27 protein-coding genes are annotated in these 25,250 nt (G+C 62.7%); 16 read left to right on the top strand and 11 right to left on the bottom strand.

Features of this window, described 5'->3' with window-relative positions:
* The first annotated feature begins 62 nt into the window (after positions 1-62).
* Positions 63-1,484, top strand: coding sequence for an aminomethyl-transferring glycine dehydrogenase subunit GcvPB (gene gcvPB / locus ACODNH_RS04740; RefSeq protein WP_434530989.1), 1,422 nt, complete (start codon positions 63-65; stop codon positions 1,482-1,484).
* 76 nt (positions 1,485-1,560) lie between these two features.
* Complete coding sequence (locus ACODNH_RS04735; protein ID WP_434530988.1) at positions 1,561-5,448, top strand: PAS domain S-box protein; 3,888 nt, start codon at positions 1,561-1,563, stop codon at positions 5,446-5,448.
* Here the strand turns inward: ACODNH_RS04735 and ACODNH_RS04730 are convergent.
* The 3 genes from ACODNH_RS04730 to ACODNH_RS04720 all read right to left on the bottom strand — a co-directional run bounded on the left by ACODNH_RS04730 (position 5,445) and on the right by ACODNH_RS04720 (position 6,294).
* Positions 5,445-5,813: a response regulator gene (locus ACODNH_RS04730; protein ID WP_306707985.1), complete on the bottom strand. Its 369-nt coding sequence runs from the start codon at positions 5,811-5,813 to the stop codon at positions 5,445-5,447. The genes ACODNH_RS04735 and ACODNH_RS04730 overlap by 4 nt on opposite strands.
* 38 nt (positions 5,814-5,851) lie before the next feature.
* Complete coding sequence (locus ACODNH_RS04725; protein ID WP_306707983.1) at positions 5,852-6,055, bottom strand: DUF7511 domain-containing protein; 204 nt, start codon at positions 6,053-6,055, stop codon at positions 5,852-5,854.
* A 68-nt stretch (positions 6,056-6,123) separates the two neighbouring features.
* Positions 6,124-6,294: a hypothetical protein gene (locus ACODNH_RS04720; RefSeq protein ID WP_004518162.1), complete on the bottom strand. Its 171-nt coding sequence runs from the start codon at positions 6,292-6,294 to the stop codon at positions 6,124-6,126.
* A 91-nt stretch (positions 6,295-6,385) separates the two neighbouring features.
* Here ACODNH_RS04720 and msrA point away from each other — a divergent pair, with 91 nt between their 5' ends.
* From msrA to ACODNH_RS04695, 5 genes are all read left to right on the top strand, one after another.
* Positions 6,386-7,054: a peptide-methionine (S)-S-oxide reductase MsrA gene (gene msrA, locus ACODNH_RS04715; RefSeq protein WP_306707979.1), complete on the top strand. Its 669-nt coding sequence runs from the start codon at positions 6,386-6,388 to the stop codon at positions 7,052-7,054.
* Positions 7,055-7,154: 100 nt separating this feature from the next.
* Entirely contained in the window at positions 7,155-7,691 is a 537-nt protein-coding gene (locus tag ACODNH_RS04710) for a cob(I)yrinic acid a,c-diamide adenosyltransferase (RefSeq protein ID WP_306707977.1), read from the top strand.
* A gap of 100 nt (positions 7,692-7,791) precedes the next feature.
* A complete protein-coding gene (gene mvaD, locus ACODNH_RS04705; protein ID WP_306707975.1) occupies positions 7,792-8,766 on the top strand; it encodes a phosphomevalonate decarboxylase MvaD in 975 nt (324 codons plus the stop codon).
* 90 nt (positions 8,767-8,856) lie between these two features.
* Positions 8,857-9,261, top strand: a complete 405-nt coding sequence (locus ACODNH_RS04700; protein ID WP_306707973.1) for a hypothetical protein — start codon at positions 8,857-8,859, stop codon at positions 9,259-9,261.
* A gap of 53 nt (positions 9,262-9,314) precedes the next feature.
* A complete protein-coding gene (locus ACODNH_RS04695; protein ID WP_306707971.1) occupies positions 9,315-10,460 on the top strand; it encodes an NAD(P)/FAD-dependent oxidoreductase in 1,146 nt (381 codons plus the stop codon).
* 124 nt (positions 10,461-10,584) lie between these two features.
* On the opposite strand, the gene ACODNH_RS04690 is transcribed toward ACODNH_RS04695, so the two are convergent.
* The 3 genes from ACODNH_RS04690 to ACODNH_RS04680 form a co-directional block, all read right to left on the bottom strand.
* Entirely contained in the window at positions 10,585-11,061 is a 477-nt protein-coding gene (locus ACODNH_RS04690; protein WP_306707969.1) for a hypothetical protein, read from the bottom strand.
* A gap of 384 nt (positions 11,062-11,445) precedes the next feature.
* Positions 11,446-12,417 (bottom strand): chemotaxis protein CheW, encoded by a 972-nt coding sequence (locus tag ACODNH_RS04685; RefSeq protein ID WP_434530987.1) that lies wholly within the window; start codon positions 12,415-12,417, stop codon positions 11,446-11,448.
* Positions 12,414-13,319: a ParA family protein gene (locus ACODNH_RS04680; protein WP_306710410.1), complete on the bottom strand. Its 906-nt coding sequence runs from the start codon at positions 13,317-13,319 to the stop codon at positions 12,414-12,416. The genes ACODNH_RS04685 and ACODNH_RS04680 overlap by 4 nt, the downstream gene beginning before the upstream one ends.
* Positions 13,320-13,489: 170 nt before the next feature.
* On the opposite strand from ACODNH_RS04680, the gene ACODNH_RS04675 reads away from it, so the two are divergent.
* A complete protein-coding gene (locus tag ACODNH_RS04675; RefSeq protein WP_058994980.1) occupies positions 13,490-13,975 on the top strand; it encodes a FlaD/FlaE family flagellar protein in 486 nt (161 codons plus the stop codon).
* Positions 13,976-14,115: 140 nt separating this feature from the next.
* Positions 14,116-15,210 carry a hypothetical protein gene (locus tag ACODNH_RS04670; protein ID WP_306707965.1) on the top strand — a complete coding sequence of 365 codons (1,095 nt, stop codon included), beginning with the start codon at positions 14,116-14,118 and terminating at the stop codon, positions 15,208-15,210.
* On the opposite strand, the gene ACODNH_RS04665 is transcribed toward ACODNH_RS04670, so the two are convergent.
* Entirely contained in the window at positions 15,207-15,392 is a 186-nt protein-coding gene (locus tag ACODNH_RS04665) for a hypothetical protein (RefSeq protein ID WP_306707963.1), read from the bottom strand. The two genes, ACODNH_RS04670 and ACODNH_RS04665, sit on opposite strands and share 4 nt — an antisense overlap.
* Positions 15,393-15,662: 270 nt before the next feature.
* On the opposite strand from ACODNH_RS04665, the gene ACODNH_RS04660 reads away from it, so the two are divergent.
* Both ACODNH_RS04660 and ACODNH_RS04655 read left to right on the top strand, forming a co-directional pair.
* Positions 15,663-15,797 (top strand): hypothetical protein, encoded by a 135-nt coding sequence (locus tag ACODNH_RS04660; protein ID WP_023843340.1) that lies wholly within the window; start codon positions 15,663-15,665, stop codon positions 15,795-15,797.
* A gap of 239 nt (positions 15,798-16,036) precedes the next feature.
* Positions 16,037-18,148, top strand: a complete 2,112-nt coding sequence (locus ACODNH_RS04655; RefSeq protein ID WP_306707960.1) for a GH32 C-terminal domain-containing protein — start codon at positions 16,037-16,039, stop codon at positions 18,146-18,148.
* Between the two features lie 44 nt (positions 18,149-18,192).
* On the opposite strand, the gene ACODNH_RS04650 is transcribed toward ACODNH_RS04655, so the two are convergent.
* Together ACODNH_RS04650 and ACODNH_RS04645 are read right to left on the bottom strand one after the other, a co-directional pair.
* Entirely contained in the window at positions 18,193-19,530 is a 1,338-nt protein-coding gene (locus ACODNH_RS04650; protein ID WP_434530986.1) for a glycoside hydrolase family 68 protein, read from the bottom strand.
* A gap of 145 nt (positions 19,531-19,675) precedes the next feature.
* Positions 19,676-19,903: a hypothetical protein gene (locus tag ACODNH_RS04645; RefSeq protein ID WP_306707956.1), complete on the bottom strand. Its 228-nt coding sequence runs from the start codon at positions 19,901-19,903 to the stop codon at positions 19,676-19,678.
* 151 nt (positions 19,904-20,054) lie between these two features.
* On the opposite strand from ACODNH_RS04645, the gene ACODNH_RS04640 reads away from it, so the two are divergent.
* The 5 genes from ACODNH_RS04640 to ACODNH_RS04620 all read left to right on the top strand — a co-directional run bounded on the left by ACODNH_RS04640 (position 20,055) and on the right by ACODNH_RS04620 (position 24,110).
* Positions 20,055-21,101: a phytoene/squalene synthase family protein gene (locus ACODNH_RS04640; RefSeq protein ID WP_306707954.1), complete on the top strand. Its 1,047-nt coding sequence runs from the start codon at positions 20,055-20,057 to the stop codon at positions 21,099-21,101.
* Between the two features lie 186 nt (positions 21,102-21,287).
* A complete protein-coding gene (locus ACODNH_RS04635) occupies positions 21,288-22,529 on the top strand; it encodes a hypothetical protein (RefSeq protein ID WP_306707952.1) in 1,242 nt (413 codons plus the stop codon).
* A gap of 75 nt (positions 22,530-22,604) precedes the next feature.
* The gene (locus ACODNH_RS04630; protein ID WP_306707950.1) at positions 22,605-22,982 is read left to right on the top strand and encodes a hypothetical protein; all 378 of its coding nucleotides are present in this window, start codon (positions 22,605-22,607) and stop codon (positions 22,980-22,982) included.
* Between the two features lie 54 nt (positions 22,983-23,036).
* Entirely contained in the window at positions 23,037-23,384 is a 348-nt protein-coding gene (locus ACODNH_RS04625; RefSeq protein WP_434530985.1) for a TRAM domain-containing protein, read from the top strand.
* Positions 23,385-23,495: 111 nt separating this feature from the next.
* Positions 23,496-24,110, top strand: a complete 615-nt coding sequence (locus ACODNH_RS04620) for a TetR/AcrR family transcriptional regulator (protein WP_306707946.1) — start codon at positions 23,496-23,498, stop codon at positions 24,108-24,110.
* Positions 24,111-24,130: 20 nt separating this feature from the next.
* On the opposite strand, the gene ACODNH_RS04615 is transcribed toward ACODNH_RS04620, so the two are convergent.
* Both ACODNH_RS04615 and ACODNH_RS04610 read right to left on the bottom strand, forming a co-directional pair.
* A complete protein-coding gene (locus tag ACODNH_RS04615) occupies positions 24,131-24,544 on the bottom strand; it encodes a DoxX family membrane protein (protein ID WP_306707944.1) in 414 nt (137 codons plus the stop codon).
* A 94-nt stretch (positions 24,545-24,638) separates the two neighbouring features.
* Positions 24,639-25,199, bottom strand: coding sequence for an NAD(P)/FAD-dependent oxidoreductase (locus ACODNH_RS04610; RefSeq protein WP_306707941.1), 561 nt, complete (start codon positions 25,197-25,199; stop codon positions 24,639-24,641).
* Positions 25,200-25,250 lie beyond the last annotated feature (51 nt).

Below are 25,250 nucleotides of genomic sequence, written 5' to 3'. Positions count from 1 at the left end.
GCGAAACACCGTGGGACAAACCACGTCCCACGAGCGTCACGCTCGACACGGGGGTGTCTCGCGTGAAATACGACCAGGCCCGCTGGACCGACGACAGCGACGAGCTGTACGAGCCGCTGCTCTCGGAGAAAGCGAGCAAAACGGTCGATGTCGAGGACTCGCCGCTGCCCGAGGACCTGACGCGGGACAGCCTCTCACTACCGGACCCGGCCGAGCCTGAACTGGCCCGCCACTACACGCGCCTCTCGCAGATGAACTACGGCGTCGAGAGCGGGCCGTTCCCGCTTGGCTCGTGTACGATGAAGTACAATCCCTCCTTCACCGAGGACGTGGCCGCACGGGCTGACGCCGCAATCCACCCGAACCGACCCGATTCGACGATTCAGGGGACGCTAGCGCTGTGTCACCGGCTTCAGGACTATCTGGGCCGCATCGGCGGTATGGACGCGGTGACCCTCCAGCCGCCCGCCGGCGCGGCCGGCGAGTTCACCGGCATCCAGATCGCGAAGGCCTACCACGAACACAACGACGACGAGCGCTCGGAGGTCATTATTCCAGACTCTGCACATGGCACGAACTTCGCGACGGCGGCGATGGCCGGCTACGAGGTCGTGGAGCTCCCGAGCGGCGACGACGGCCGCGTCGACATCGAGGCGCTGGAGGCGGCTGTCGGCGACGACACTGCCGCGCTGATGCTCACGAACCCCAACACGCTGGGGCTGTTCGAGCGCGACATCGAGCACGTCGCCGACATCGTCCACGACGCCGGGGGCCTGCTGTACTACGACGGCGCGAACCTCAACGCCTTGCTCGGGCGCGCTCGCCCCGGCGACATGGGCTTCGACGTGATGCACTACAACGTCCACAAAACGTTCGCGACGCCGCACGGCGGCGGTGGCCCCGGTGCCGGCCCGGTCGGCGTCCGTGAAGAACTGGCCCAGTTCCTCCCGAACCCACACGTCAGGGAGCGCGGCGGCAACTACGAACACTACGAGCCGGACCACTCCATCGGGAAGGTGCATGGCTTCTATGGCAACTGGCCGGTACTGCTCAAGACATTCGCGTACATCGCCAGATTGGGTGATGAGGGACTCCGCGACGCCAGCGCGAAGGCCGTCCTGAACGCGAACTACCTCGCCGAGCAGATCGAATACGAGATTCCCTTCGGCCCGTTCCACCACGAGTTCGTCGCCAGCGCGGGCGAGCAGGACGCCGCCGATGCGGCCAAGCGGATGCTCGATTACGGCGTCCATCCGCCGACGACGAAGTGGCCCGAAATCGTCGACGAGGCGCTGATGACCGAGCCCACGGAAGGAGAGGCCAAGCGCTCGCTGGACCAGCTTGCGGCCGCGTTCAACGCCGTTGCCAGTGATTCGGACACCGAACTGGCCGACGCGCCGTCGCGTCCGGCGGCGAAACGCATCGACCAGACGACTGCAGCCCGGAACCCGCGGCTCTCCTGGCAGGCGCTCGACGACACATAGCCGCTCGTTTCGACATTTGATACTCCCGCCCGAGCGTATATGCCACCCCGTCGTATAGCAGTTACAACGGAACGCTATGTCCGAGATGCCGCATTTGTTGTACGTAGGCCCCGCCGACGAAGACGCGGACACAGCTATATCTGACGCACCGGTCTCAGTCACGGCAGTCACCACCGTGGCGGCCGCGCTATCGGAACTGGCCGAGCACACCTACGATGCCGTCATCTGTGAACAGCACCTGCCGGGAACAGAAACCGGTCTAGAGGTGTTAGCGGCGATACGTGAGCAGTACGACGCGCTCCCGGTCGTGCTCTGCACAGCCGAGCCAGACGGGACGGTTGCCGCTCGCGCGACACGACTTGACGTAACCGAGTACGTCCCTCGTAGCGACGTGTCGCTGGCGGATCGAGTGTACGACATCGTGGCGCAGGGGCACGAACCGACAGGCCGCGGCGACGAGAGCGGCCGACCGGCTGCTACCGATGACCGGCCGACGCGGCTCCCGCCGGAACTCGCCGACTCTTTTGACGCCATCGCCGGCAGTATCTCTGACGCTGTCGTCACAATCGACGCCGACAGCGAAGTCGTGTACGCCAACGACGAGGCCGCCGAGCTGACAGGCTACGACCGCGGGACACTGGTTGGTGACGACTTTGCGAAAGTGATCCCCGAACACCTGCGAAGCTCCCACTTCGAGGGGTTGGATCGCTACCTCCGGACCAGCGACCGGAACGTCGACTGGGACTACCTCGAACTCCCGCTCGTGACCGCTTCCGGGGACCAACTGACCGTCGCGGTGTCGTTCGGCGATTTCGAGCGAAACGGGCAGTGGTTCTGTACGGGCGTTCTCAGGGACATCTCCGATCGGAAAGAGCGCGAGCGGGCCCTCGAAGAGACGAACCGGCGACTCGACCTGGCGCTGGACGGAACGGATACCGGCGTCTATGAGTGGAATCTGGAAACCAATGAGATGGTCTGGGGCGAAGCGACCGCGGAACTCTTCGGGACGACGCCGACGGCCTTCGAAGGCACCGTCTCGGCGTTCTACGAGTACGTCCACCCCGACGATCGCCAGTCGATCGAAGCGGCGTTCGAGCGCGTGTCGGAGAGCGATGAACGGGTCGACGCCGAGTTCCGTACCGATGTCAACGGGGAGACGCGGTGGCTCAGGACGAGCGGGGTCATCGAGGAACGCGACGCACAGTCCCCGCGCCTCGTCGCCATCGCCACGGATATCACGGAGCGCAAGGAGCGCGAACGGACGCTGCGTGCCAACAACGACTCGCTCCAGGAGCTGACACAGCTCGCCACCGGGAACGGACTCAGCGAGGCCGAAACCGTCGGTCGGGTCATCGAAATCGGGCTGGACCGACTCGATATGGCGTTTGGCTACCTGAGCCGTATCGAAGACGGAGTCCACGAAATCCAGACGGTCACCGGTAACAGCCCGCTTGAATCCGGGACGCAGACGCCGCTTGAGGACACCTACTGCCAACGGGTGCTCGACTCCGGGGATCTCTATGCGATTACCGATGCCACCGCCGAGGGCGGACATGCGGCGGACGTGTACCGGAAAAGCGGCGTCGCGTGCTACGCCGGTGGCCTCATCACGGTCGACGGCGAGCCCTACGGAACACTCTGTTTCGGCGACGAACAGGCCCGGTCGGAGTCATTTTCTGAGAGCGAGGAGGCGTTCATGAAACTGCTCGTGGAGTGGGTCAACCACGAACTTGAACGTCGCCACCGCGAGGACGAGCTCGAACGGTACGAGAACATCATCGAGGCGGTCGACGACGGCGTGTACGCCCTCGATTCCGAAGGGAACTTCCAGTTCGTCAATCAGGCGATGACCGACCTGACGGGCCACTCTGAGGCTGAGCTGCTGGGATCGTACACCGGCTTTATCAAGGCCGACGATGTCGTCGAGCGCGCCGAATCCATCGTTCAGGAGATGATATTCGAGGACCGCGACGACAAGGAGACGTTCGAACTGGAGATCCAGCAGGCGTCGGGAGGTTCGTTCCCCGCACAGGACCACATGACGCTGCTGTACGACGACGACCAGCGATTCGCCGGGACCGCAGGCGTCATCCGGGATGTCACGGAGCAGAAACGGCGCGACGAGGCGCTGTCCGGACTGCTGGACACAACCCGGTCGCTCATGCAGGCACAGACGCCCCAGGAGGTCGCCGAAACGGTCATCGAGGCGACCCGGTCGGACCTCGGGTTCGACCACGCGCTCGTGCGGTTGTACGACGAGGAGACGGACACGCTCCGACCCGCCGCCGCCAGCGACAAAGTCCCGGAACGTCCGGTGTACGACGCCGACGACGGGTTTCCCGGCGACGCGTTCCAGCGCGGCGATCCGCTGGTCGTCAACGAGTTCGAGCGGGTCGGCAACTACGACTCCGACGTTCTCACAGCGGCGATGTATCTCCCGATGGGTGACCATGGGGTCGTGAGCATCGCTGCGCAACAGGGACACGAGTTCACCGAATCGGACGTCTCCGTTGGGAAGATTCTCGCGTCCAATGCAGCCGCCGCGTTCGACCGTGTCGAGCGTGAACGGAGCCTGCTCCGGTACGAATCAGTGGTCGAGAATGTCCGTGATATGATGTACGTCCTCGACGACGACGGCCGGTTCCAGCTAGTCACCGAACCGCTCGCAGAGTGGCTCGGCTACGAGCGGGCGACGCTTCTGGGCCAGCACCCGCGCATTGTTCTCGACCAGGACGCGATTGACGAGTTTACCTGTCGTATCGGCGACCTCTGTCAACAGGGCGGAACCGGAGCGGTCCAGCTCGAAACAGCGCTGGAAACGGCACACGGCGAGAAGCGTCCGGCAGAAATCGAGGTGTCGCTGATCGACGCAGACCAGTTCCGCGGCACCGTCGGCGTCGTCCGAGACCTGACTGAACTCAAGCAGGCGCGAGCAGAGCTGGAGGATGAGCGTGACCGGTTCTCGTATCTGTTTAACACGCTCCCGGACGCCGTTATCGAGACCGAGACAGTTGCGGGCGAGTCGGTCGTCAGGTCAGTCAACCCCGCCTTTTCCGACGTGTTCGGATACGGACAGAACACCGCTGTCGACAGTCCTCTGTCCGACCTCCTCCGCCCACCGGACACTGCGCACGAGGAGCTACCCCAGTTCGACGACGGGCAGGCAGACGGCGATCCCTTCCAGACTGAACTCCGACTGATGACCGAGACGGGGTTCCGTGACTTCCTCTTCCGGGGCGTGCCGTATAGTCAAGACGGTGATAGCGTCCGCGGGTTCGGTATCTACACCGACATCACTGAACAGCGCGAGCGCGAGCGACGGCTGAAACTGCTTAACCGCGTCCTCCGGCACAACCTCCGGAACGACCTGACTGTCGTCCTCGGCATGGCTGACGCGCTGGATGAGCGAATCGACGACCCAGACCGCCGCTCCATTCTCCATCGGCTCCAGCGAAAGGCAGAGGAGATGGCGTCGCTGAGCGAGCGCGCACGTGACATGGAGCGTTCCGTTCGTCGCGAACAGTTCGGCACGGACCCAGTCGACGTGCCTGCGACCGTTACGGATATCGTGTCCTCGTATCGCGACGAGTACGCCGGTGAAATCGAAACAGACCTTCCGGATACGTCAGTTACAGCGGGCGACGGGCGATTGCACCGGATTCTCGGCGAGCTTCTGGAAAACAGTCTCGAACACACTGGCGATGACCCGTCGGTCCGCATCGATGTGGGGGCGGACCAGCGGACTGTCACGATCACTGTCGCCGACGACGGCCCTGGGATTCCACAGCACGAACTTGACGTTGTGACTGGTGATGAGCCGATTACGCAACTGCGCCACGGGACCGGACTTGGCCTGTGGCTGGTCGTCTGGGTAGCTGAAACCTACGGCGGCACGGTGGACTTTGGTAGCGGTCCGGACGGCGGGGCGGTCGTCACGCTGGAACTGCCCCGGATAGACGTCTAGATAGTGTCGCGAATCCGGTCGGCGAGCACGCTGTACTGCTCCGTGCCCGTCCCTTTCTGGACCACAGCAGTGACGCCGTGCTCTGTGGCGGCATCTGCGACATCATCGTGCTCGCGGGCTGTAAACAGCAGGAACGGGATGTCAACGTTGTTCTCCCGGAGCGCGGCACACAGCTCCATCCCGTCAAGCCGGGGCATCTTGTAGTCACTGACGACGGCGTCGAAATCGCCGTCAGTTGCCAGGTCCAGTGCCGCTTCTGGGTCAGCCTCGGTCGTTATCTCGAACTCGTCTTCCTGTCCCAGAAACGTCCCGACGATTTCCAGAACGTCTACGTCCTCGTCTACCAGTAGGACCTCGATACTCATCGGCTCTATATCCGTGGTTCCCCGGTAAAAACTCTCGGTCACCGCATCGCATCTAAATCGACCACGACCCGCTTGTCGACGGTAATCCACGTCGATAGCTTGGCAACGCCGGAGAGCCCCCGCGGTGACACGGTACAGCGGTCTGGTTCACCGGTGTACTCAACCACGGTCATCGACAGCTCGTGCGGGGCCTGCGCCTGTTCGGTGGTCGCGCTCCCTGCACCGTCCGGGTTGAGGCTCATCGGTAGTAGATATCTCTCGGGGATAGTGTAAAACGGCTGCTAAGAGGTCTCTATACCGCTCCGGAGAGCTATGCCGCCTGCCCGGTGTCGACTTCGCCGTTGATTCGGACGAACCCGTAGTCACACTCCGGGCAGTGCCACTTGACCTTGGTCCCCAGATGCATCGTCGTGCTTGCGACCTTCCAGAAGTCGCGGTACTCTTCGCATTCAGGACAGTAGTGTTCGAGTTCGAGGCTCATACCGAGTAGTTTCCACAGGGGTACAGTTGAATTTCCCGGTTCCACGCGGGGCGTCGAAGCAGGCAAACCGCTCGAACCCCTGTCGTCCAGTATGACTCCGAGTGCGTACGAACCGACCCATCCCACAGCACTGGCTGTCGATGCCGAGGCCCCGCCGCCGTCGGCGACAGCAACGGCGACGTTCGGTATGGGCTGTTTCTGGGGCCCGGACGCGCAGTTCGGCGCGACACCGGGCGTGGTCAGGACGCGAGTCGGCTACGCCGGCGGAACTGAACCGGACCCGAGCTACTACTCACTGGGCGACCACACCGAGGTCGTGCAGGTCGAGTACGACCCCGACGTGGTAAGCTACGAAGCGCTGCTGGACGTGTTCTGGGCAAACCATGCACCGTTCTCCGCGCCCCTGAAGCGCCAGTACCGCGGCGTGGTGTTGGCACACGACGACCAGCAACGCGAGACCGCCCGGCGGGCACGAGACGATCTTGAATCCCAGACAGGGAAGACCGTCGAGACGGCCATCGAATCTCTCGACCAGTTCTATCTGGCGGAAGACTACCACCAGAAGTATGAACTCCGCTCGACGCCGGTGGTTGCCGACGAACTCGAAGACACCTACGGCGACGCGTTCGTCGATTCGATGGTTGCCGCCCGGCTCAACGGCTTCGTCGCCGGCCACGGCGAGGACGACGACCGCGAGGCGCTGTTTGCCGAACTGGATATCTCACCGGCCGCGCTCTCGGAAGTCCACCGCCGAATCTGAACGCGGTGCCAGCGGTCCACGGTCGCCACGGGGCTCGGCCGCCCGCGCTCCCAAAGGATTCGCCCACGGCTATAAGACGCTGGCAGTGCCAGATTGAGCTATGACTATCTATACCGGCCGCGGTGACCAGGGCCAGACAGACCTCCGGAATATGGAGCGGGTCTCGAAGGACAGCCGCCGTATCGAGGCCTACGGGACCGTCGACGAAGTGAACGCGCTGGTCGGCGTCGTCAGGCCGACCGGTCACGACGATATCGACGAGAAGCTCCGCGTCATCCAGAACCACCTCCACATCGTTCAGGCTGACTTCGCCAATCCCAGCCCAGAGGAGGGCGATCCGCGGATACAGGAGTCCCACGTCGAGACGCTCGAAGACCTCATCGACGAGGCCGATTCGGAACTGGACCCGCTCGAATCGTTCATCCTCCCATCAGGGTCGGAGCCGGGGGCGAAACTGCACCACGCTCGCGCCGTTTGTCGCCGCGCCGAACGCCGCTGTGTCTCCTTCGCCGCCGAGGAGGCCGGTGTCAACGAGACGGCCATCATCTACCTGAACCGGCTCTCGGACGCCCTGTTTACGCTCGCCCGCCTCGTCAACAAGCGCGAGGGCGTCCGCGAGGAGAACCCCGATTACTGACGCTTCGGGGCTTTTTTCCGCAGTGAATCATCCGAACCTCGACGCCACGCTAGCGACGGCGGTTCGCAATAGCAAAGTGACCGGCCCGGAAGGGTGAGGTATGAAAGCGACCGCGAAGGCATATCCGATTCAGGGGCTGGTCAAGTACCACGGGATGCGCGACGAGGAACTGCGACTGCCATACCACGACAGTATCTCCGTCTGTACCGCACCGAGCCACTCGAAGACGACGGCCGCCTTCGACCCGGACCGCGAGGAAGACGTGTACGTCATCGACGGCGAAACGGTCACTGGCCGCGGGGCCGAACGTATCGATGCCGTCGTGGACCATGTCCGCGACCTCGCTGGTATCGACCATGGCGTCCGCCTCGAGTCGGCGAACAACTTCCCGACGAACATCGGGTTTGGCTCCTCATCATCGGGCTTTGCCGCCGCGGCGATGGCCCTCGTTGAGGCGGCAGGTCTCGACATGACGCGACCCGAAATCTCGACCGTCGCACGCCGCGGCTCCTCCTCGGCCGCGCGCGCGGTGACGGGTGCGTTCTCCCACCTCCGGACCGGGATGAACGACAGGGACTGCCGGAGCGAGCGCATTGAGACGGACCTCGAAGACGACCTGCGCATCGTCGCCGGGATGGTCCCATCATATAAGGAAACTGAGGAAGCGCACAAGGAGGCCGCGGAGAGCCACATGTTCGAGTCGCGGATGGCCCACATCCACGGCCAGATTTCGGACATGCGCGACGCGCTGTACGACGGCGATTTCGACGCCGTCTTCGACCTCGCGGAAAAGGACTCCCTGTCGCTGGCCGCCGCGACGATGACCGGCCCCGCCGGCTGGGTGTACTGGCAACCGCGAACCATCGAGATATTCAACGCGGTCCGAGAGCTCCGGAACGCCGAGGACGTGCCGGTGTACTTCTCAGTTGATACCGGCGCGAGTGTCTACATCAATACGACCGAGGAGTACGTCGGCCGCGTCGAAGAGACGGTCGCCGACTGCGGCGTCGACACCCGCGTCTGGGATGTCGGTGGCCCCGCACAGATCCTCGATGAGGACAAGGCGCTGTTCTGAACCCACTGTCGAAACACTCCGGACACATTCGGGCAGTCACCTCCGCTCTGGGTGGACGTTATTTTGTGCTGTCACAAACAACGGTCAGCTGTGACGTCTGCACATCGGCTCATCGCCTTCCACTTCGCTATCGGGTTCGGCAATCTTCTCTTCGTTCTTGATACAGCAGTGACGCTTGGGACGGCGTCTCCACTGGACTGGGCGGTCATCGCTGTTGCAGGGCTGGCAATTGCGGGATTCGGGTATCTCTCCGAACGCCAGGAATTCCCAGAGTCGGTGTACAGTGCGTGGAACGCGCTACCACAGAAGGAACTAACACTGTTGGTGCTTTTTGGTACTGTTTTGCTGGGTGTTGTCGGGCTGAGTCTGTTGTACGATTCGAGTATTCAGTGGATCAATGACGTAGCCGTCGGAGCATGTGTCGGTCTCATCGGCTATCGCATCGTGTACGGGCTCGTGTTCCCGGTCCCTGAAGCGGCACTTGGTCGCATCTGACTGCGGCTCGCGAACACAGAGTTAACCCAGTCTCGCACCAAGGGTCAGACACAATGCGCGTCGCCGTTCTCGGAGCCGGATATGCCGGACTCACGCTCGCCAGGAAACTCGAACAGACCCTCCCCGACAGCGTCTCGCTGATCGTCGTCGACGAACAGACAGAGCACCTCGTCCAGCACGAACTCCACCGGGTCGTCCGGCGGCCGTCACTGGCCGACGAGATCACCGTCGACCTCGACGCCGTTCTCGATTGTGAGGTCCGACAGGCGAGGGTCACGGATGTCGACCCGGATGCCGGCGTGGCGACCCTGGACGGGTCGGAAACCCTGTCCTACGACGTGGGCGCGGTGTGTCTTGGCGCGCAGACGGCGTTCTACGATCTCTCGGGGGTGCGCGAGCATGCAACGCCATTGAAGCGCCTCGACGACGCTCACGAGATCCGCGAGCGGTTCCACGAACTCAGTGACGGCGACCGTGTGGTTGTCGGCGGTGCTGGCCTGTCCGGTGTGCAGGTGGCCGGTGAACTGGCCGAGATGCGCGAGGACAGTGATATCGAGGTCCTCCTGCTCGAACAGGAAGACACTATCGCGCCGGCGTTCCCGGCGTCGTTCCAGTTGGCGGTCCACGACGCGCTGGTCGACGCCGGCGTGACAGTCAGGACCGGAACCGGGGTGGCCGAAGCCGATGCCGACGCCATTACGCTTGAGGACGGCTCGGACCTGGCGATGGACCAGTTCGTCTGGACCGGCGGTATCGAGGGGTCGCCGGCGCTCGACGCCGAACGGCCCGTAGTGCGGGCGGACCTCCGACTCGGCGAGTCGACGTTCGCTGTCGGCGATGCCGCTCGGGTCGTCGACAGCGACGGCGAGGCTGTGCCAGCAAGCGCAGCGGCGGCCATCCGCGAGGCCCGCGTCGCCGCTGACAACATCGGGACACTCATCGAGCAGTCACAGGGTAGCCACGGCGAGTTCCAGCCCCGACTGACGCAGTATCAGTTCAACGTGCCAGGTTGGCTCGTTTCTGTCGGCGACAACGCCGTGGCGAAGGTCGGCCCCTCTGTCCTCACTGGCAAGGCCGCGCTGGCGCTCAAGACGACTGTCGGTGCGGGCTATCTTGGAACGGTGGGTGCCGTCCAGAACGCGGTCGATCTCGTTAGCGAGGAACTGGACCTCGACACGGACGAGACGGAAAGCGAGTAGAAATACCGGAAACACGAACTTGGTGAAACCCGCAACCGATGATCGGTTTTCGCGGCCGCGCTGTATAGCGGGCGTGAGTCGATTACGGATGGACTAGAATAATCGTGGTACGAACAGAATCACGCTACAGCTCTGCGAGGGCGGCTACGTATGCACTACCGGTCCCGACAGTAACGACGACGCTGAGAAAGACCATCCACTGGGCCAGCACAGACCGCCTTGAGGCTGTTCCGGTCCACGCCGACGAGTATCGATGGACTCCGTAGGCGAACAGCGTGCTCGCCAAGACGAACACCGCCGGCAGGAGCGCGAGTGACAGAGTCGGCTCGCCACGGCCCGGGAACAGCCCCAGCCTTATGAGCGGGCCAAGAAGCGCGACAAATGTTAATCCGTACAAAATACCGAACACGAACGACAGGAGTAGGTATCGGGGTCTAAGGACCACTCGCCAAGACGGGGTCCCGTCGTCCGGGCGGCCACCGGAAGCCTGGACGAGAAAGCGGCGGACATCCGGGAGCACGGACAACACCGGAACGGACAGTACGCCCCCGGCCAGTCCGATGCCGCCAGTTATCGCCACCATCACCCCAAGCTGTAGCATGAAAAACAAAAGAAGCTGCAAAATCAACATAAGGAGGGTTACCAGAGAATCAAATGTTTGCATAGATATGTAATTTCGCTATAACGTAATAAAGCACTGCGTGATGGTTGGCGTGGGTTTGGGGGCCTCACCGACTGTGGTCGTTCGATCAGACTGTGACAATTAACACAGTGCTGGTAGCAACTATTTTACACTCTATTCAGCAGGATGGATGAGACAATCTCTGAAAACGAACATCAATAGATTTACCCATTCGTTCTGGTAAATCACAGCGGAAAGTGAAACGACACCATCCGTTGCCGAATATTCTGCCTGTATGCAGCACGGCATTTGTATCAGTTACTAAGGATTTCAACTGAGCCGGAAAAACAGTACAGCGGCGCGTCAGTCCTCGCCGTCCGCGGTTGCGTTCCCAAGCACGTCGTCGGGTTCGATCCAGATGACAAATTCGTCTTCGCCGTCGCGGTCGACGACACCGTTGATGTAATCGCCGTCGACTGGGGCGGTGTTCACTTCGGATTCGGCGACAGGCACGACCTGCCGGACCTCATCGACGATCCAGCCCATCGCGCCCTGTTCCTCGAACACACCTGCATCAAAGACGACGATGAGGTTCTCCGACCCGTCGCTTTCGATATCCATCATCTCCTTGGGGTTGAGGATCGTCGTAATCTGCCCCCGGAGGTCAACGACGCCCTCGACGTAGTCGTCGGTGTTGGGAACGCGGGTGACCGACTCGCGTTTGACAATCTCCTCAACGTAGTCGATGTCGAGACAGTAGTACTCGTCGCCGAGCGCGAATTCGAGCACCCGGACCAGTTCTTCTGTCTGGGTCGCGTCGTCGTCGATAGCCGCGGCGCGAGCACCACCCTCGGCCGTGGCGGTGTTGTCCGACGCCATCGCCTCCTTGATGAGTTCTTGGTCCGGCAATTCGACGCCGGTCGGTCCCTGCATCGGGCTGGCTGACGCCGAAAGATCATCCGTCGGCTGGTCGGCACCATCGGCGTCGACGTTCTCGGGAGTTACCTGTGCGGAGGCCTCGGCCGCCCGCTGTGCGGCAGCCATCGCGTCAGTGTCGCCGTGGTCAGTGGCTGCGCCGTCGGCATCAGTGTCGGCAACCTGTTCATCGGTCGCAGTCGCTTCGTCAAGTGTGTCATCGCCCTGGGCGGCTGCTGATTCCGCGTCGGCGGCTTCGTCTGCCGTCACCTCGTTTTCGCCCTCGTTGTCGGGCTGCTCACCGGACCCATCCACGGAGGCTTCGTTCGTCTCCTCGGTGTCGTCGGTAGTTTCTGCCTTGTTCCCCTCGCGCATCTGTCGGATGCGCTCCGCCCTGTCCATGCGTTCGTCGTCACTCATGCTGGTACCTCTGTGTCGGTAAAGCCGAACTGCTCGTCGAGTTCTGCGGCGATGTCCTCGAAGACAGCCGCCATATCACACGATTCCTCGGTCGCGAAGATAGACTGGCCAGCGCTGAACGCGCGCTGCAGCGCTACCCGTTTGCGGACCTCCCAGACGGGGCTGTCCGGGAACGCCATGTTAAACCATTCGAGCATCGTCTCGTCTTCGGATGTCGTTTCGACCCGGTTGGCGACGACGCCGAGCGTGTTGATCGACGCGTCGGTCTGGCGCTCCATCGCGGCCATCTGGTCCATCAACAGTTCGATGGCTCGCTCGGAGGTCGCTTCGGTCAGTGCGGGAATGAGCACGTTCTGTGCGGCGTACATGCCGGTGTCGGTCAGCTTCCCGTAGAACGGCGGGCAGTCGATGATGACGTAGTCGTAGTCGGCATCGAGCGTCGACAGCGCCCGGTCGAGCGTGTCGAGCGCGTGCGACCCCGTGACCATCTCCGGCGTGATGTTGATAGCGAACGAAGCCAGCGCGGCCTGGTCGATATCCCCGCCCTTGGTGTTGGCCCGGGCGATGAGGTCGGCGATGGTCAGTTCGTGCTCGGCCTGAAGCATATCGATGCTGGAGGGGATCACGTCCATCTCCTCACCCTCACAGATAAGCTCACCCAGCGCCGATGGGTTGCCGGTCAGTGCGTCGAACAGCGTCGGCGGGTCGGCGTCGTACGCCTCGACGAGGCCGACGCCTTCTGTGGCGTTGCCCTGGGGGTCGAGGTCGATAAAGAGGACGTCCCGGCCGCGGTCGTTCAGTGCACCGGCTACGTTGATAGCAACTGTCGTCTTTCCGGTCCCGCCTTTCGCGTTGGTCACACAGAAGCGGGCTGGACCGGTTTCTGATTGCCGGTTCATCATCCAAGTATCCACAGGTCGACTCCGAGTCACTATAAAAATGTGGTCCCGATTATCAACGTCGCAACTGGGGGACGGAACGCGGACGAGACGGAAACGCCCGCGAGCGTGTGCATGACGGCCGTCTGACGGTGTGCAAGATTTATCATTGTGTAGATTGAAGGGTGAGTATCATGACCATCAACCCGCGCGATTACGACCTCGACGAGTTACGGAAGATGGCTCGTCAGCGGGGCAACGGGATGGGCGACGAGGACGTCCCGGACCCGACGGACCTTGACATGGGGCTTGACGACGCCGATGAAGAGGTGCTTGCGGGGAGTTCGTTCCGCTCCGGGCTGTACCGTGAACTGCTGCCGTTCCTCGGTGGTGACGCCCACGAGAAGCCCTATCTCGAAGCACTGCCCGAGACCTACGCTGCGGAGTTCGTGGTCTTCGAGTGGCTTGAGTTCCTGCTGATGCACTCCGGGTATAAGGGGGCGGACGAAGCGCTCGATTACTATCGTTCGATCGACTGGATAACAGAGGACGTGCAGGACGACCTCTCGGATTATCTGCTTGGTATCGACGAGTCCGCGACCAACGACGACAACGAACTGAGCGTCGACGACCATATGCTAAGTCTCGTCTACGTTGCGAAGCTCACTGCGATGACATAAGGTTCGTTTTCAGCACCAATTCTTTCCTTTGAATCCCTGCTATTGAGGAGAATTCAGTATCAGATCCCCGAGGTGACAGCTATCAGTCCTGAATACTAGGGAGAGGATATATATCGGGCGGTCGACAAGGACGACCGTATATGAGTGACGAGGATGCGGACGACGACACCGGGTCCGAATCGGACGCCGGTGTGTCGTCGGACGGCGCTGCCGCTGTTCCGGTCGGGGTCAAGCTCGGGAGCACCCGGACCGTCATTGCCCTGCCGGGCGAACACGGCACGGAGAACCGGATCATCAAGACACTGACGTGCATGGCGACGTACGAGGACGCCCTGACCGGCGAGGAGAAGATCCTCTACGGCGAAGAAGCGGCCCGCGAGTATCCGGACCGCGTTGAGTACATGCTTCGGTCGGGGCTCCCCGAAGACGCCGACCGGGCCGAGATGACCAAGACGTTCTTCGAGGCTATTATCGACGAACATGACATCCCGGAACACAGCGGCGTCGTGTACGCCATCCCGACCATCGACAATCCGACTGGGCTGGAGAACCTCCAGAACGTCATCGAGAACTCCTCTATCGGGCTGGACCTCGTCGAGAGCTATCCGGAATCGCTGTGTGGCTCCATCCCGGCATTTGGTGACGACCTCGAAGCCATCGACGAGATATTCGTCGCTGTCAACATGGGGTCGACGAACCTCGAAGCCTCCGCGTACCGTCGCGGCGAGCAGCTCTCCCCCTTCACGACGGGCGCGGTGACCGGGAACGAAGTCGACCGGATGATCGCCAACTACGTCGAGGAAGAAACGCAAGGCCGTGTCAACATCGACAATCAGACTGCCCGTGAATACAAAGAAGAGCACGCCGACTTCGTCGATTTCGAGCCGTTCACGGACATCATCCAGCAGCCCGGCGGTGGCTCACACGAATTCACCATCGAGCGCTCTGTGATGGACGCAGTCAACGAGTACCTCGATGACGCCGTCGACGAACTGGCGAACACGTTCCTGCCGGAGCTGGCGAACGATTACATGAAAGTGTACCAGCTCGCGCTGGACCGCCCGATCGCCATCACCGGTGGTATGGCCTGCATCCCCGGCATTGTTGACGAGTTCGAAGAACGACTCAGTGCGGAGCTGAACCGCGATATTGACGTCATCGCTGCTGACGAACCGGACATCGCGCCGACCATTGGCGCGCAACGGATCGCGGCGCGTCTCGTCGAAACCAACTAGGGATTCAGCCAGCAGTCCAGCCACCGTTCGATTCTGGGCTCGGACTGTCCCATCTCGTGACCGTGGTCGGTCGAGAGCAGTTCGAATACGTCAGTGTCGATTCCGAGGCTGGTTGCGTCGGTTGAGAGACCACCACCCCGTCGCTCCTGCGACGACTCCCCGCCGAGTCGGGTACGTGGCATATGCTCGGCTACGTGGGCCTGATATCTAAAGCTAAGTCAGACAGCCGTCTGCCGGCCGACGGACACGAAACGGGCTCTCCGACTGTGTCTTCCCACTCTCTGCTCTCGACGGCACTTGCGGAGAACCCCTACCCTCGTTATTAATTGTGGCTGTTTACCATCCCTCATGTGACGTACTGCCACTAAACGGGTGTTACAGCCTGTCTCCCGCCCGGCCCGACTATGGTCAGGAGAAAATTTATATCCTTCAGTAGAATATATACAATTATAATGGATTGCACCAACTGTGGCACGCGGATGTCATACAACGATCAGACGACAAAACTCACCGAGTTCGTCTGTCCCAGTTGTCACGAAACCGTCATCGACTGGAAGGCCGAGGCCCGCAACGCCCGCGTTCACTGACCGGTTCCGCCCGCTTTTTCATCGATAGTCCGCCGTCAGCCACTGCTCTGGCTATTGTATCTCTTTACGGAGCCACTCCCGACTTCGACAGCGGCCCGCGCTGACGCTCCCGTATAAGCCGCCAATGGATTGTCGAGCGCTTTGCTGCCCACATCAACGACGGTATCCACAAGAGTGTGCATATTCGTTCAGAAACGATTGCCGAATGTTTTTATATTTCACGAGGGGATAACGGGGCAATGGCAGATTCGCCACGTATCGGCTGTCTCTACGTCGACGCCTGTACGGACGAGCAGGCGGCAGCGTACGACTGGTGTCAGGAGACAGTCGACGATGCCGAGCGATGCGCACTCTCCTCGGTTGAGCCGACCGAGTACGACGTCCTCTGGTGGCATCGGGACGAACTGTTCGACGAGCGCGCGCTAACTGACACACCGACGCTGGCCTCGTACGTCCGCGACGGCGGGGCGCTCCTGCTGACGCTGAGCGCGCTCTCCGCTGTCGAACCGCTCGGGTTTGAGGAGGTCGCGCCAGACGCCACCGGTTGGGAAGAGGTCCCGGAGCCGACCGGCCACCTCTGGCAGGCCCTGTACGACGACCACCCGATCCATGCGGACTACGACACGCTTCGCGTTCACACCCGCGGTGCCGGTGTCACGATTCCCTACGCGAGATATGAGTCCATCGCGCCCCAGTCAGGGGACGTGCTCGCGAGCACAATCCGGGGCGACACCGACGTAGTCAAACAGATGGCAATACTCTCTTGGGAGCCCGGCAACGGGCAGGTACTGGGCATCGGGTCGTCCGTTGCGTTCGCCCAGCCGACCCACGATGTGTGTCGGGGCAACCGTGAGACGCTCATCGAGAACACGCTGGAATTTCTGGCGTCGGACGAACGGCACCCGCTGACCGGCCGTCCGAAGGACGTCGACACGTTCGGGCAACTGCGCGACCGGCTCGGCGACGACCCGAGTCGCCCGTCTTACCACGTGACGCCGCCGGCGAACTGGCTCAACGACCCGAACGGGCTCATCCACTGGAACGGTCGCTATCATCTGTTCTACCAGTACAACCCGGCCGGGCCGTTCCACAACACGATCCACTGGGGCCACGCTGTCAGCGACGACCTCGTCCACTGGGAGGACCGCCCCGTCGCACTCACACCGTCGCCCGACGGCCCGGACCGGGACGGCTGCTGGTCCGGCTGTGCGGTCGACAACGATGGCGTCCCGACCGTGCTGTACACGGGTGGCCGCGACAAGCGCCAGCTCCCCTGTATCGCCACCGCCGCGGATGACGACCTCACGGGCTGGGACAAGGACCCGGCCAATCCCATCATCGAGGAGTTGCCAGCCGAGCCGGAAGTGCTCCGCACCGAGGACTGGGAAGGGGAGTTCCGGGACCACTGCGTCTGGCGCGAGGACGGGATCTGGTACCAGCTCATCGGGGCCGGGATCGAGGGCGGCGGCGGCGCTGCGCTGCTGTACGAGTCCTCAGACCTGCGGAACTGGGAGTATCAGGGCCCGATACTCGCTGGCGACCGCGACACCGCTGGAACCGTCTGGGAGTGCCCGGAACTGCTCGATTTCGGGGACCGACAGCTCCTCCATATCTCGAACTACGAGGACGTGGTGTACTTCCTCGGCACCTACGAAGACGGCGAGTTCGACGTCGACCGCCGCGATAAGCTCGACCACGGCGACTTCTACGCTCCGCAGTCGATGTGGACCGACGATGGCCGCATCCTGACATGGGGATGGCTCCCTGAGGCCCGCGACGTGAGCGGACAGTGGGACGCCGGCTGGTCTGGTACGATGTCGCTGCCTCGGGAGCTGTCACTGGCCGATGACGGTGGCCTGTGTCAGCGGCCAGCTCCTGAACTCACAGAGCTACGTGGCGACAACACCAGCTACGACGTGGTGCGCCTCGATGCGGGCGATACCGAGCAGTTGCCGGTCGAGAGCCGGTCGTTCGAATTCCGCGCAACCGTCCGGCTAGAGGACGCGGAGGCTGTCGAGTTGGCTGTTCTCGAATCGCCGGACAGCGAGGAGCGGACACCGATTCGGTACTCCTATGAGAGCGAAATCGCCGTCGACCGGTCGGCCTCAAGCACCGATCCGCAGGCGACCGGCGACACCCAGACGATGCGGGTCCGACCGTATGACGCGCCGCTGTCGCTGCGTGTCTTCGTCGACGGGAGTGTCGTCGAGGTGTTCGCCAACGAACGGCACTGCCTGACCAGCCGCGTGTATCCGACTCGCGAGGACGCCACCGGCATCTCGCTATCGGCCGACGGCGGTCGCGCGACTATCGCGTCGCTGGACGTCTGGGAACTGGATGCCGTCTGGTAGACAGCCTCGGCCGGATTCCTGCAAAAAGCCCGCTTCGAGGCGCCCTACTTCCGCTCAGCCTCGGTTCGGGCGCCGTAGCCACCGGCACCGGTATCGTTGCCTTTCCCGCGCCGAATCAGCTCTCGGTCAGTCAGCGGGAGCGTCTCGCCCTCCAGCGGGATGTGCCAGTGCCCGAGCGACCCGATAATGCGCGTCCGGTTCCCCTCCACGTCGAGTCGGAGCGTCGGGCCGAGCGAGCCGCCGAAGCGGCGCATCTGCTCGGACTCGGACAGATGAGCGATCTCGTCCAGCGTGTCACCGTCGAAATCGTAGTAGTTGAAGAAGCTCTGGACCAGCACCTCGTCGTCGTGAGAGAACGCCATCCACGAGTAGGACTGGAACGGCGCGTTCTCGGGGTTGGTGGCGACGAGGCCGGACTCGTTTAGCGGGACGTAATCGCCGCGGAGGTCCTCGGCGACGAACCCGTACAGCGCGTCGAACCCTGCAAGCCCCGGCGCGAACGTGTGGCGGTGGCTGGAGATAAAGAGGTAGTACAGGCCGTCACGGTACACGATATGCGGCCGTTCGAGTTCCTGATTGACGCCTACAGCGTCGAGCAGCGGGTCTTCAAGCTCCCACGCCAGCGGGTCGCCCGTCGGCGAGCGAGCGATGCCCACGCTCCCGTTGAACTCCTGTAGTGCGGCGTCGCCACCGCAGACGTCGCTGCCCTCCGGAACCGGTGTGTTCGCCTCAAACAGGAGCCACGTCTCGCCCGTTTCGGGGTCTTCGAAGAACCACGGGTCCCGGAAGGTGTAGATCATCCCGCGGGACTGGTCTTCGCGCTCGTAGCGGTCGCCGTCTGGCTGGAGCAGTTCGTGGCGAGTCCACGGACCCGAGAGCTTGAACCCGTCGGTCGTGTTGATGCTGCCGCCGCCTGCACCGACAATACGCTGGGTGTAGGTCAGGTCCTCGGCTCCGTCCTCGCCGGCCGCAGTGTAGAACAGATAGACGCTGCCGTCGTCGTCATGCAGTGCGGACCCGGCCCACTGGCGCTGGCCCAGCGCGTCCTCGAACACCGGGCCGGCGTTGTGCCAGTTGCGACCGTCGTCGGAGTAGAAACAGCGGATGGTCGCCACGTCGTGGCGCTTGCCGGGCAACAGGTCCGATGGGGCGGTCAGCGAGAAACAGACCCGGTAGCCGTCGACCGTCGCCAGCGTGCCGTCGCGGTTACGGAGAAACCAGGTGTCCCAGATATGGACCTCGGGGATCTGCTCGGCTTCGGGTGGGTAGACGATGGGAGCAACGGTGTCGTCGGTCCGCTTGATCCGACTCGCCTGCTCGCGTGTCCAGCCGGCGCGCCCCTTCGTTCCGGGACGACTCTCGCCGAGCGCCTCGTTTGTCATATCTCACGTTGGGCCGACCACGGCTATAAAGCTTGTCGAGAGGGTACCACGGGTGTTGTATGAAGTTTTTTCAACAACTGTATTCTTCGGACGGAACTGGCAGGAAAAACTGATAGCTGGTAGTCAAGCGAAGTCAAGCAGCGGGTTACTCGCCCGAGTCCTCACTTCGACCGGTTCCTTCTGGCCCAGTGATATCGAGCGGCCGGACCCACTCGTACCAGATGAAAACGACGCCGAGACCGTACCCCAGCGCCCAGACAGCGCTTCCGACCCAGGGGTAGCCGAGCATGCTGAATCCCCAGTTTGCGAGGCCCGGGAGGATGATCGCAGCAACGACCGTCAGCGCCAACACTACTGCGTCCTGATTGTTCACGGTTGTGCCCTCCCGGTCACTATGCCATTCATACGGTAAACTAGGCTCGGACACTCCTGAGTCTGTCGGAACACCGAACCGTGACCGGGACGGAACCGACACCGTAGCCGTCCCATTTTTATCATCGTATGCCCTACCCCGGATGTCGGGAATGTCTCAGAACCACACAGACCGGTCGTCTTCGGAAGACATCGAGTGGTGCTACGATGCTGTCCATCGTGTGTCGCGGACGTTTAGTCTCACAATTTCGGAACTCAACGAACCGATGGCCCGGGACATCTGTCTGGGCTATCTACTTTGCCGTGTGGCTGACACGATTGAGGACGCCGGTCACCTCCCTCCAGCGGTACAGACCGAACTCCTACAGACGTACAGCCGCTCGCTCGAACCGTCGAGCGGGACGACGGTGTCGTCGTTCCACGACGCCGTCGGGGAGTGGATACCCACGACGACGAACGCGGACTGGGAAGTCGTCGAGAACGCAGGCCGTATCGTCGACGTGTTTCAGACGCTTGACGACCACTCCACGCAGACCATCCGCGGGCCGGTCCGGGAACTCGTCGATGGGATGGCGATGTTCGTCGACCGCTACGCCGATGCCGGTGGGCTTCGAATCAAGACGCTCGACGAACTCGAAGAGTACTGCTGGTACGCCGCTGGTACCGTCGGGACGCTGGTGACCGGGCTGGTCTCCCACGAAGCCACCGACGAGCAGATCGCCCAGATGGAGGAAAACGCCCGCTCCTTTGCCCTGCTGCTCCAGCTCGTCAACGTCGCCAAGGACGCCGCGACGGACATGGAAGAAGAAAACAACGTCTACCTCCCGCTTGAACTGCTCCACGAGCAGGGCCTTGACCACAGCGACGTGAGCGACACAGACAATGTCGACTCGCTGGTCCCCGTCATCGAGCAGGTGACCGAGCGAGCAGAGGGCTATCTCGACGACGCGCAGGCGTGGCTCGAAGCCATGCCCGAAACCCGCGGCAACACCCTCTCAGCGTGGGCCATTCCGTTCCTGCTTGCGGTCGGCACGATCCGTGAACTCCGCGAACGACCCGCCGATGTCATCGAGCAGGGCAACGTCAAAATCTCCCGCGAGGAGGTCCACTCCGTAACACAGCAGTTCGGCGGTGACGGCGACCCTTCAATCGGGGAGTTACGGGCCAAAATCCGCCAACAGCCGCTCCACCAGTACTGACGACCAGCAGAGACATTCCCATTTTTCGCATCCGCCCTGTCGGTTGTTCGACCGCATCGCTGTCATCTCGTCCTGTTACTGTGCTATGGTAGATACCGCCGTCGGGTGGTGTAGCACTGCACCAGATGCCTGCTGTCGCTCGTCCGGGGACAGAACACTCATGTCCGCCCTGTGTGAACGCCGGTTATGGCCACAACGGCGTCGGGGCTCTCCGAGCCACAGGTACTCGCCCGGACGAAAGACCGGCTGTTCACGGACTGCGAGGACGCCTACGTCGTCGCGGACACGCAGTTCGCACAGCAGCGCTGGCTGGACGACACGCCCATCGAGGCGTCCGTACAGGCGACGCTCGCGCCGTTCAACCACGTCCGTGTCGGAACAGGCTATCCCGACCTCGTCGGCGTACAGGCGCTCTCGACGGACCTGCTGTCCGTCGACCGACTCGGTGACCGGCCGCCGCTGATCGCCGTCGAGGCAAAGGGCTACACGGGCAACGGCGGCGTCGACGCCGAACGTGGAGTCGTGCAGGCCCACGACCGGCTTAACGAGGCCAACGTGGCCTTCCTGACCGCGCCCCGGAGCGGTATCTCCACCGCCGCGCGGACGATGGCCCGTGAGCTGAACGTCGGCGTGCTGGGCGTCGAATCAGACGGCTCAGTGGCAGTTCTGGAACGGCCCCGCGTGGTCGGCCACGGGTCGATGGACGCCGCATCAGCCATCCGGTTCCAGGCCAGCGCCCAGGGCGTCGCCGGCCAGAACTTCGGACTCAATCATCCGAAAAACTACATCGCGGTGCCGCTGGCCGTCCACCACGACTGCGACGCACGGGATCTGCTTTCTTCCCACGTCGTTGGGGCCGTTGACGGCGCTCTTGCCGGTGCGGCGTTTCTGAACCTGATCGACACCGGACAGGGAACGCTCACGCTGACGCCGCTGGGTCGGGAGGTTGTCCGGTTCGCGCTCCGGACGGTCGGCGACATCGACGCCGCACTCTGCAGGTTCGAGGACTGGCAGCGCTCCCGAAGGCGGTTCATCGACATCGCACCACAGTGGGGCCAGCTCGTCCGTCGCGTCGTCTCCGACTACCCAGCCACGGAACTCCTCGTTGACGGGCTCTACGCCTGCCACCGGGACAGCTACGAGTCCCCGTCGCTCGTCGAGTTTGTCGAGTACCTCCACGCGCTGCACCCCGAGTTCACCGTCGAACTGTTCCTCCGTGGTGACGAGGCGGTCCGCCAGCGCGTTCTGACTGGCGACGGTGAACTCCGCCGTTCGGAACTCACCGACGGCAGCGTCTATCACGCCCCCACTGTGTTCCAATTGAAGGCGATCTACTACCACGCCGGCATCGTAACCGACCGCGGCGCAGAACCTTCGAACCTCGACCCCAAGACGGACGAGTGGGCGCTGTGCGACCCGCTCGCGTAGCGGCGGGCATCTAGCTGCTCCAGTAGTTCTACCGACACATAACCCTGAAGCGTGGGTAGCCCCAACTGTAATACAATGTCTCAGACCCTGGAGCTCCCCAACGGCGATGTCGTTTCGCCCGATGACGTGTTCTGCTACAACGACTACCCCTACCGGCTCGTCTGGCTGGAGGACGACACCCACGAGTTCGCGCTCTCCCCACTGTACTGGGGTGACAGCGGCATGGACATCCCGTTCCACGACCGGGAGGCGCTCGTCGACCAGTGGGAGGTCGATTCCCACGGACAGATGACGGCCGAAGAGTGGGCGGACTGGCTTGACGACGCGACGGAGGACCCCCGCTACAGTGACGACGAGGTCACGTCGCTTGCGGCCGAACTACCGACAGAGTGGGACTCCGCGGGCGGGGACCCGGACTCCGGCGGCGGAATTCTGGACCGCCTCGGACTGTAAGCGCTGTCGCCGAACTCTGAAAGGTATTAATCCGCTCGTCCTGCAATCTCTGGCATGGAACCGATCTGGCTCGCTGCCGGCGGGGCCGCCCTCGCCGTGGGCCTCGCACTGGCGTTTGCAATTACCCGCCGCTCATCCAGCAGTGCGTCGAAACGCGCTCACGAGACCGCAAAGAAGCGAGAACCGCCGGTCGAGCTCGGGGAGACCTATGAGTTCGGCATCACTGAGTTTAGCGACCACCACTCCGGCGACCGCGTCGCCGTTGGGAAAGTCGAGGGCTTCGTCCTGTTCACCGAAGACGTGCCATCGTCAGTATCAGCTGGTGACGTGATCCGAGCGAAGGTGCTATCGTTCAACCGGGGCCACACCTCCGCTGACGCTCGGTTCGTTGAACGCGCCTGAGTGAAGTGAGCGTCAGCAGTAGCGGAAGCGAACACGCCTTGGCCAACGGCGGCTTACCGGTCCCGGTGCGGATGGAGAAACCGATATGTGCCTACCACGATAAAACAGGCCATGAGCGAATCGGACGGGCAGAGCACGCCACAGGACACCCGGGAAGTCATTATGGAGGCCACCTTTCGGGCGCTGAGCAAGCACGGCTACAAGGACTTGCGGGTCCGGGACATCGGCGAGGAAATGGATATGTCTCGGCAGGTGATCCACTATCATTTCGACGGCAAGTACGACCTGATCTCGTCGTTTCTGGAGTACATTATCGACCAGTACGAGGGAAGCGTCGAGGTTGACGACGAAACCGACCCTCGAACAGAGCTTGAGGTCCGCATCGACCGATGCCTGTTCGGCCCGGAGTTCGACGACTTCTCGCACTGGGACCGCATGAAAGTGTACCACGAACTGTACGCCTACGCGCAAAACGACGAGGAGCACCGGGCGCTGTTCAACGAGCACTACGACCGCCTTCGTGAAAGCATCTCCACCGTCATTGAGGACGGGATCGAACAGGGTACGTTTCGCGATGTCGACGCTGAACTGATGGGCCAGCTCATCACGGACGTAATTCACGCGGCCCGCGGCCGGCGGATCGCGCTCGGCCACGAAGACGCACCCGACGAAGCCAAGCGCGCCGTCAACGACTTCATTCTCGACTCGCTGTACCCACCGCAGTAGATCGGCCTGAAAAGACAGCGTCAGAGGGGGCTGATGCCGACGCTGAGCGCCCACGTCCCGGTTGCCGATGCCGCGACAACGAGTGCACCGCCAGCGAGCGTGACGTTCTTCAGGAAACTATTCAGTTCGTCCTGCCGGTCCTCGTCCGGCACGGCCCAGAAGTCGTGCATCGCGATGGCCGAGACGACGAGGAACGCGGCGAGGGCGACCGCTGCGACGACCGGGAAGACGCCCACTGTCACACCGAGCCCGCCGAGGATGAGAAGCCCGCCGGACGCGAGGACGGAGAATTTCGGCGCCGGGAGGCCCTTATACTCGGCGTAGCCGGCCATCTGTTCTGTCTGTGTGAAGTGGCTCAGCCCGGTGAATGCGAGCACGCCGCCAAAGAGGACGCGGCCGACGACGAGCAACACGACGTTGAGTTCGGGCGCCATCACAAACTCACCACCGAGACCGCACGAGCGTTTCCAACGGTCCGATTCGAGATAGTAGCGGGATTCATTGTGGTAGTAGATTCTGGCTGCATCGTTAGAGTTCCGGCACGTCTGACGGCATATCGAAGTCGTGGTAGTACTCGCCTTTCTCTTTCGAGAGAATGTCGAGGACAGCGGCAGCACCGTCACCGGCCGCGATAACCGCCTGCCACTTCTCTGCTCGACCCATCGCACCGGTCGCGTACACGTTCTCGACCGACGTTTCCATATCGACGGTCACGTCGACGACATCCTCATCGGTGAACGCACAGCCGAGGTCCTCGGCGAGGCTCCGGTCGCCACCAGTCGCGAGGACGACGTACTCCGCGGTGTACTCGTCGTCGTCCGTCGTGAGGACAAATCCGTCATCAGTCTGTTCGATGGCCGTGACTGCTGTCTCGTACAGCGTCGCGCCACGGTCCTCGGCCTGCCCGCGAGCGATTGTGAGGAACTCCTCGCCGCTAATGGAGCGCACTGCGGGGTAGTTGAACAGGTGCGCCTTGTGCATCCACGACTCGTCCGTATCGAAGGTGATCGTTTCGAGGTCGTTCTTCGCAGCGTACTGTGCCGCACTCAGGCCGGCGGGGCCGCCGCCGACGACTGCTACATCTGCCATATTAGGAGTCATGGACCGACCACAGAAGAGTTTTACCATCTGGTAAAATAT

Origin of the sequence: Haloarcula sp. NS06 (genome assembly GCF_051122755.1) — an archaeon.
Lineage (GTDB): Archaea > Halobacteriota > Halobacteria > Halobacteriales > Haloarculaceae > Haloarcula.
This window is presented reverse-complemented; position numbering and strand designations above follow the sequence as displayed.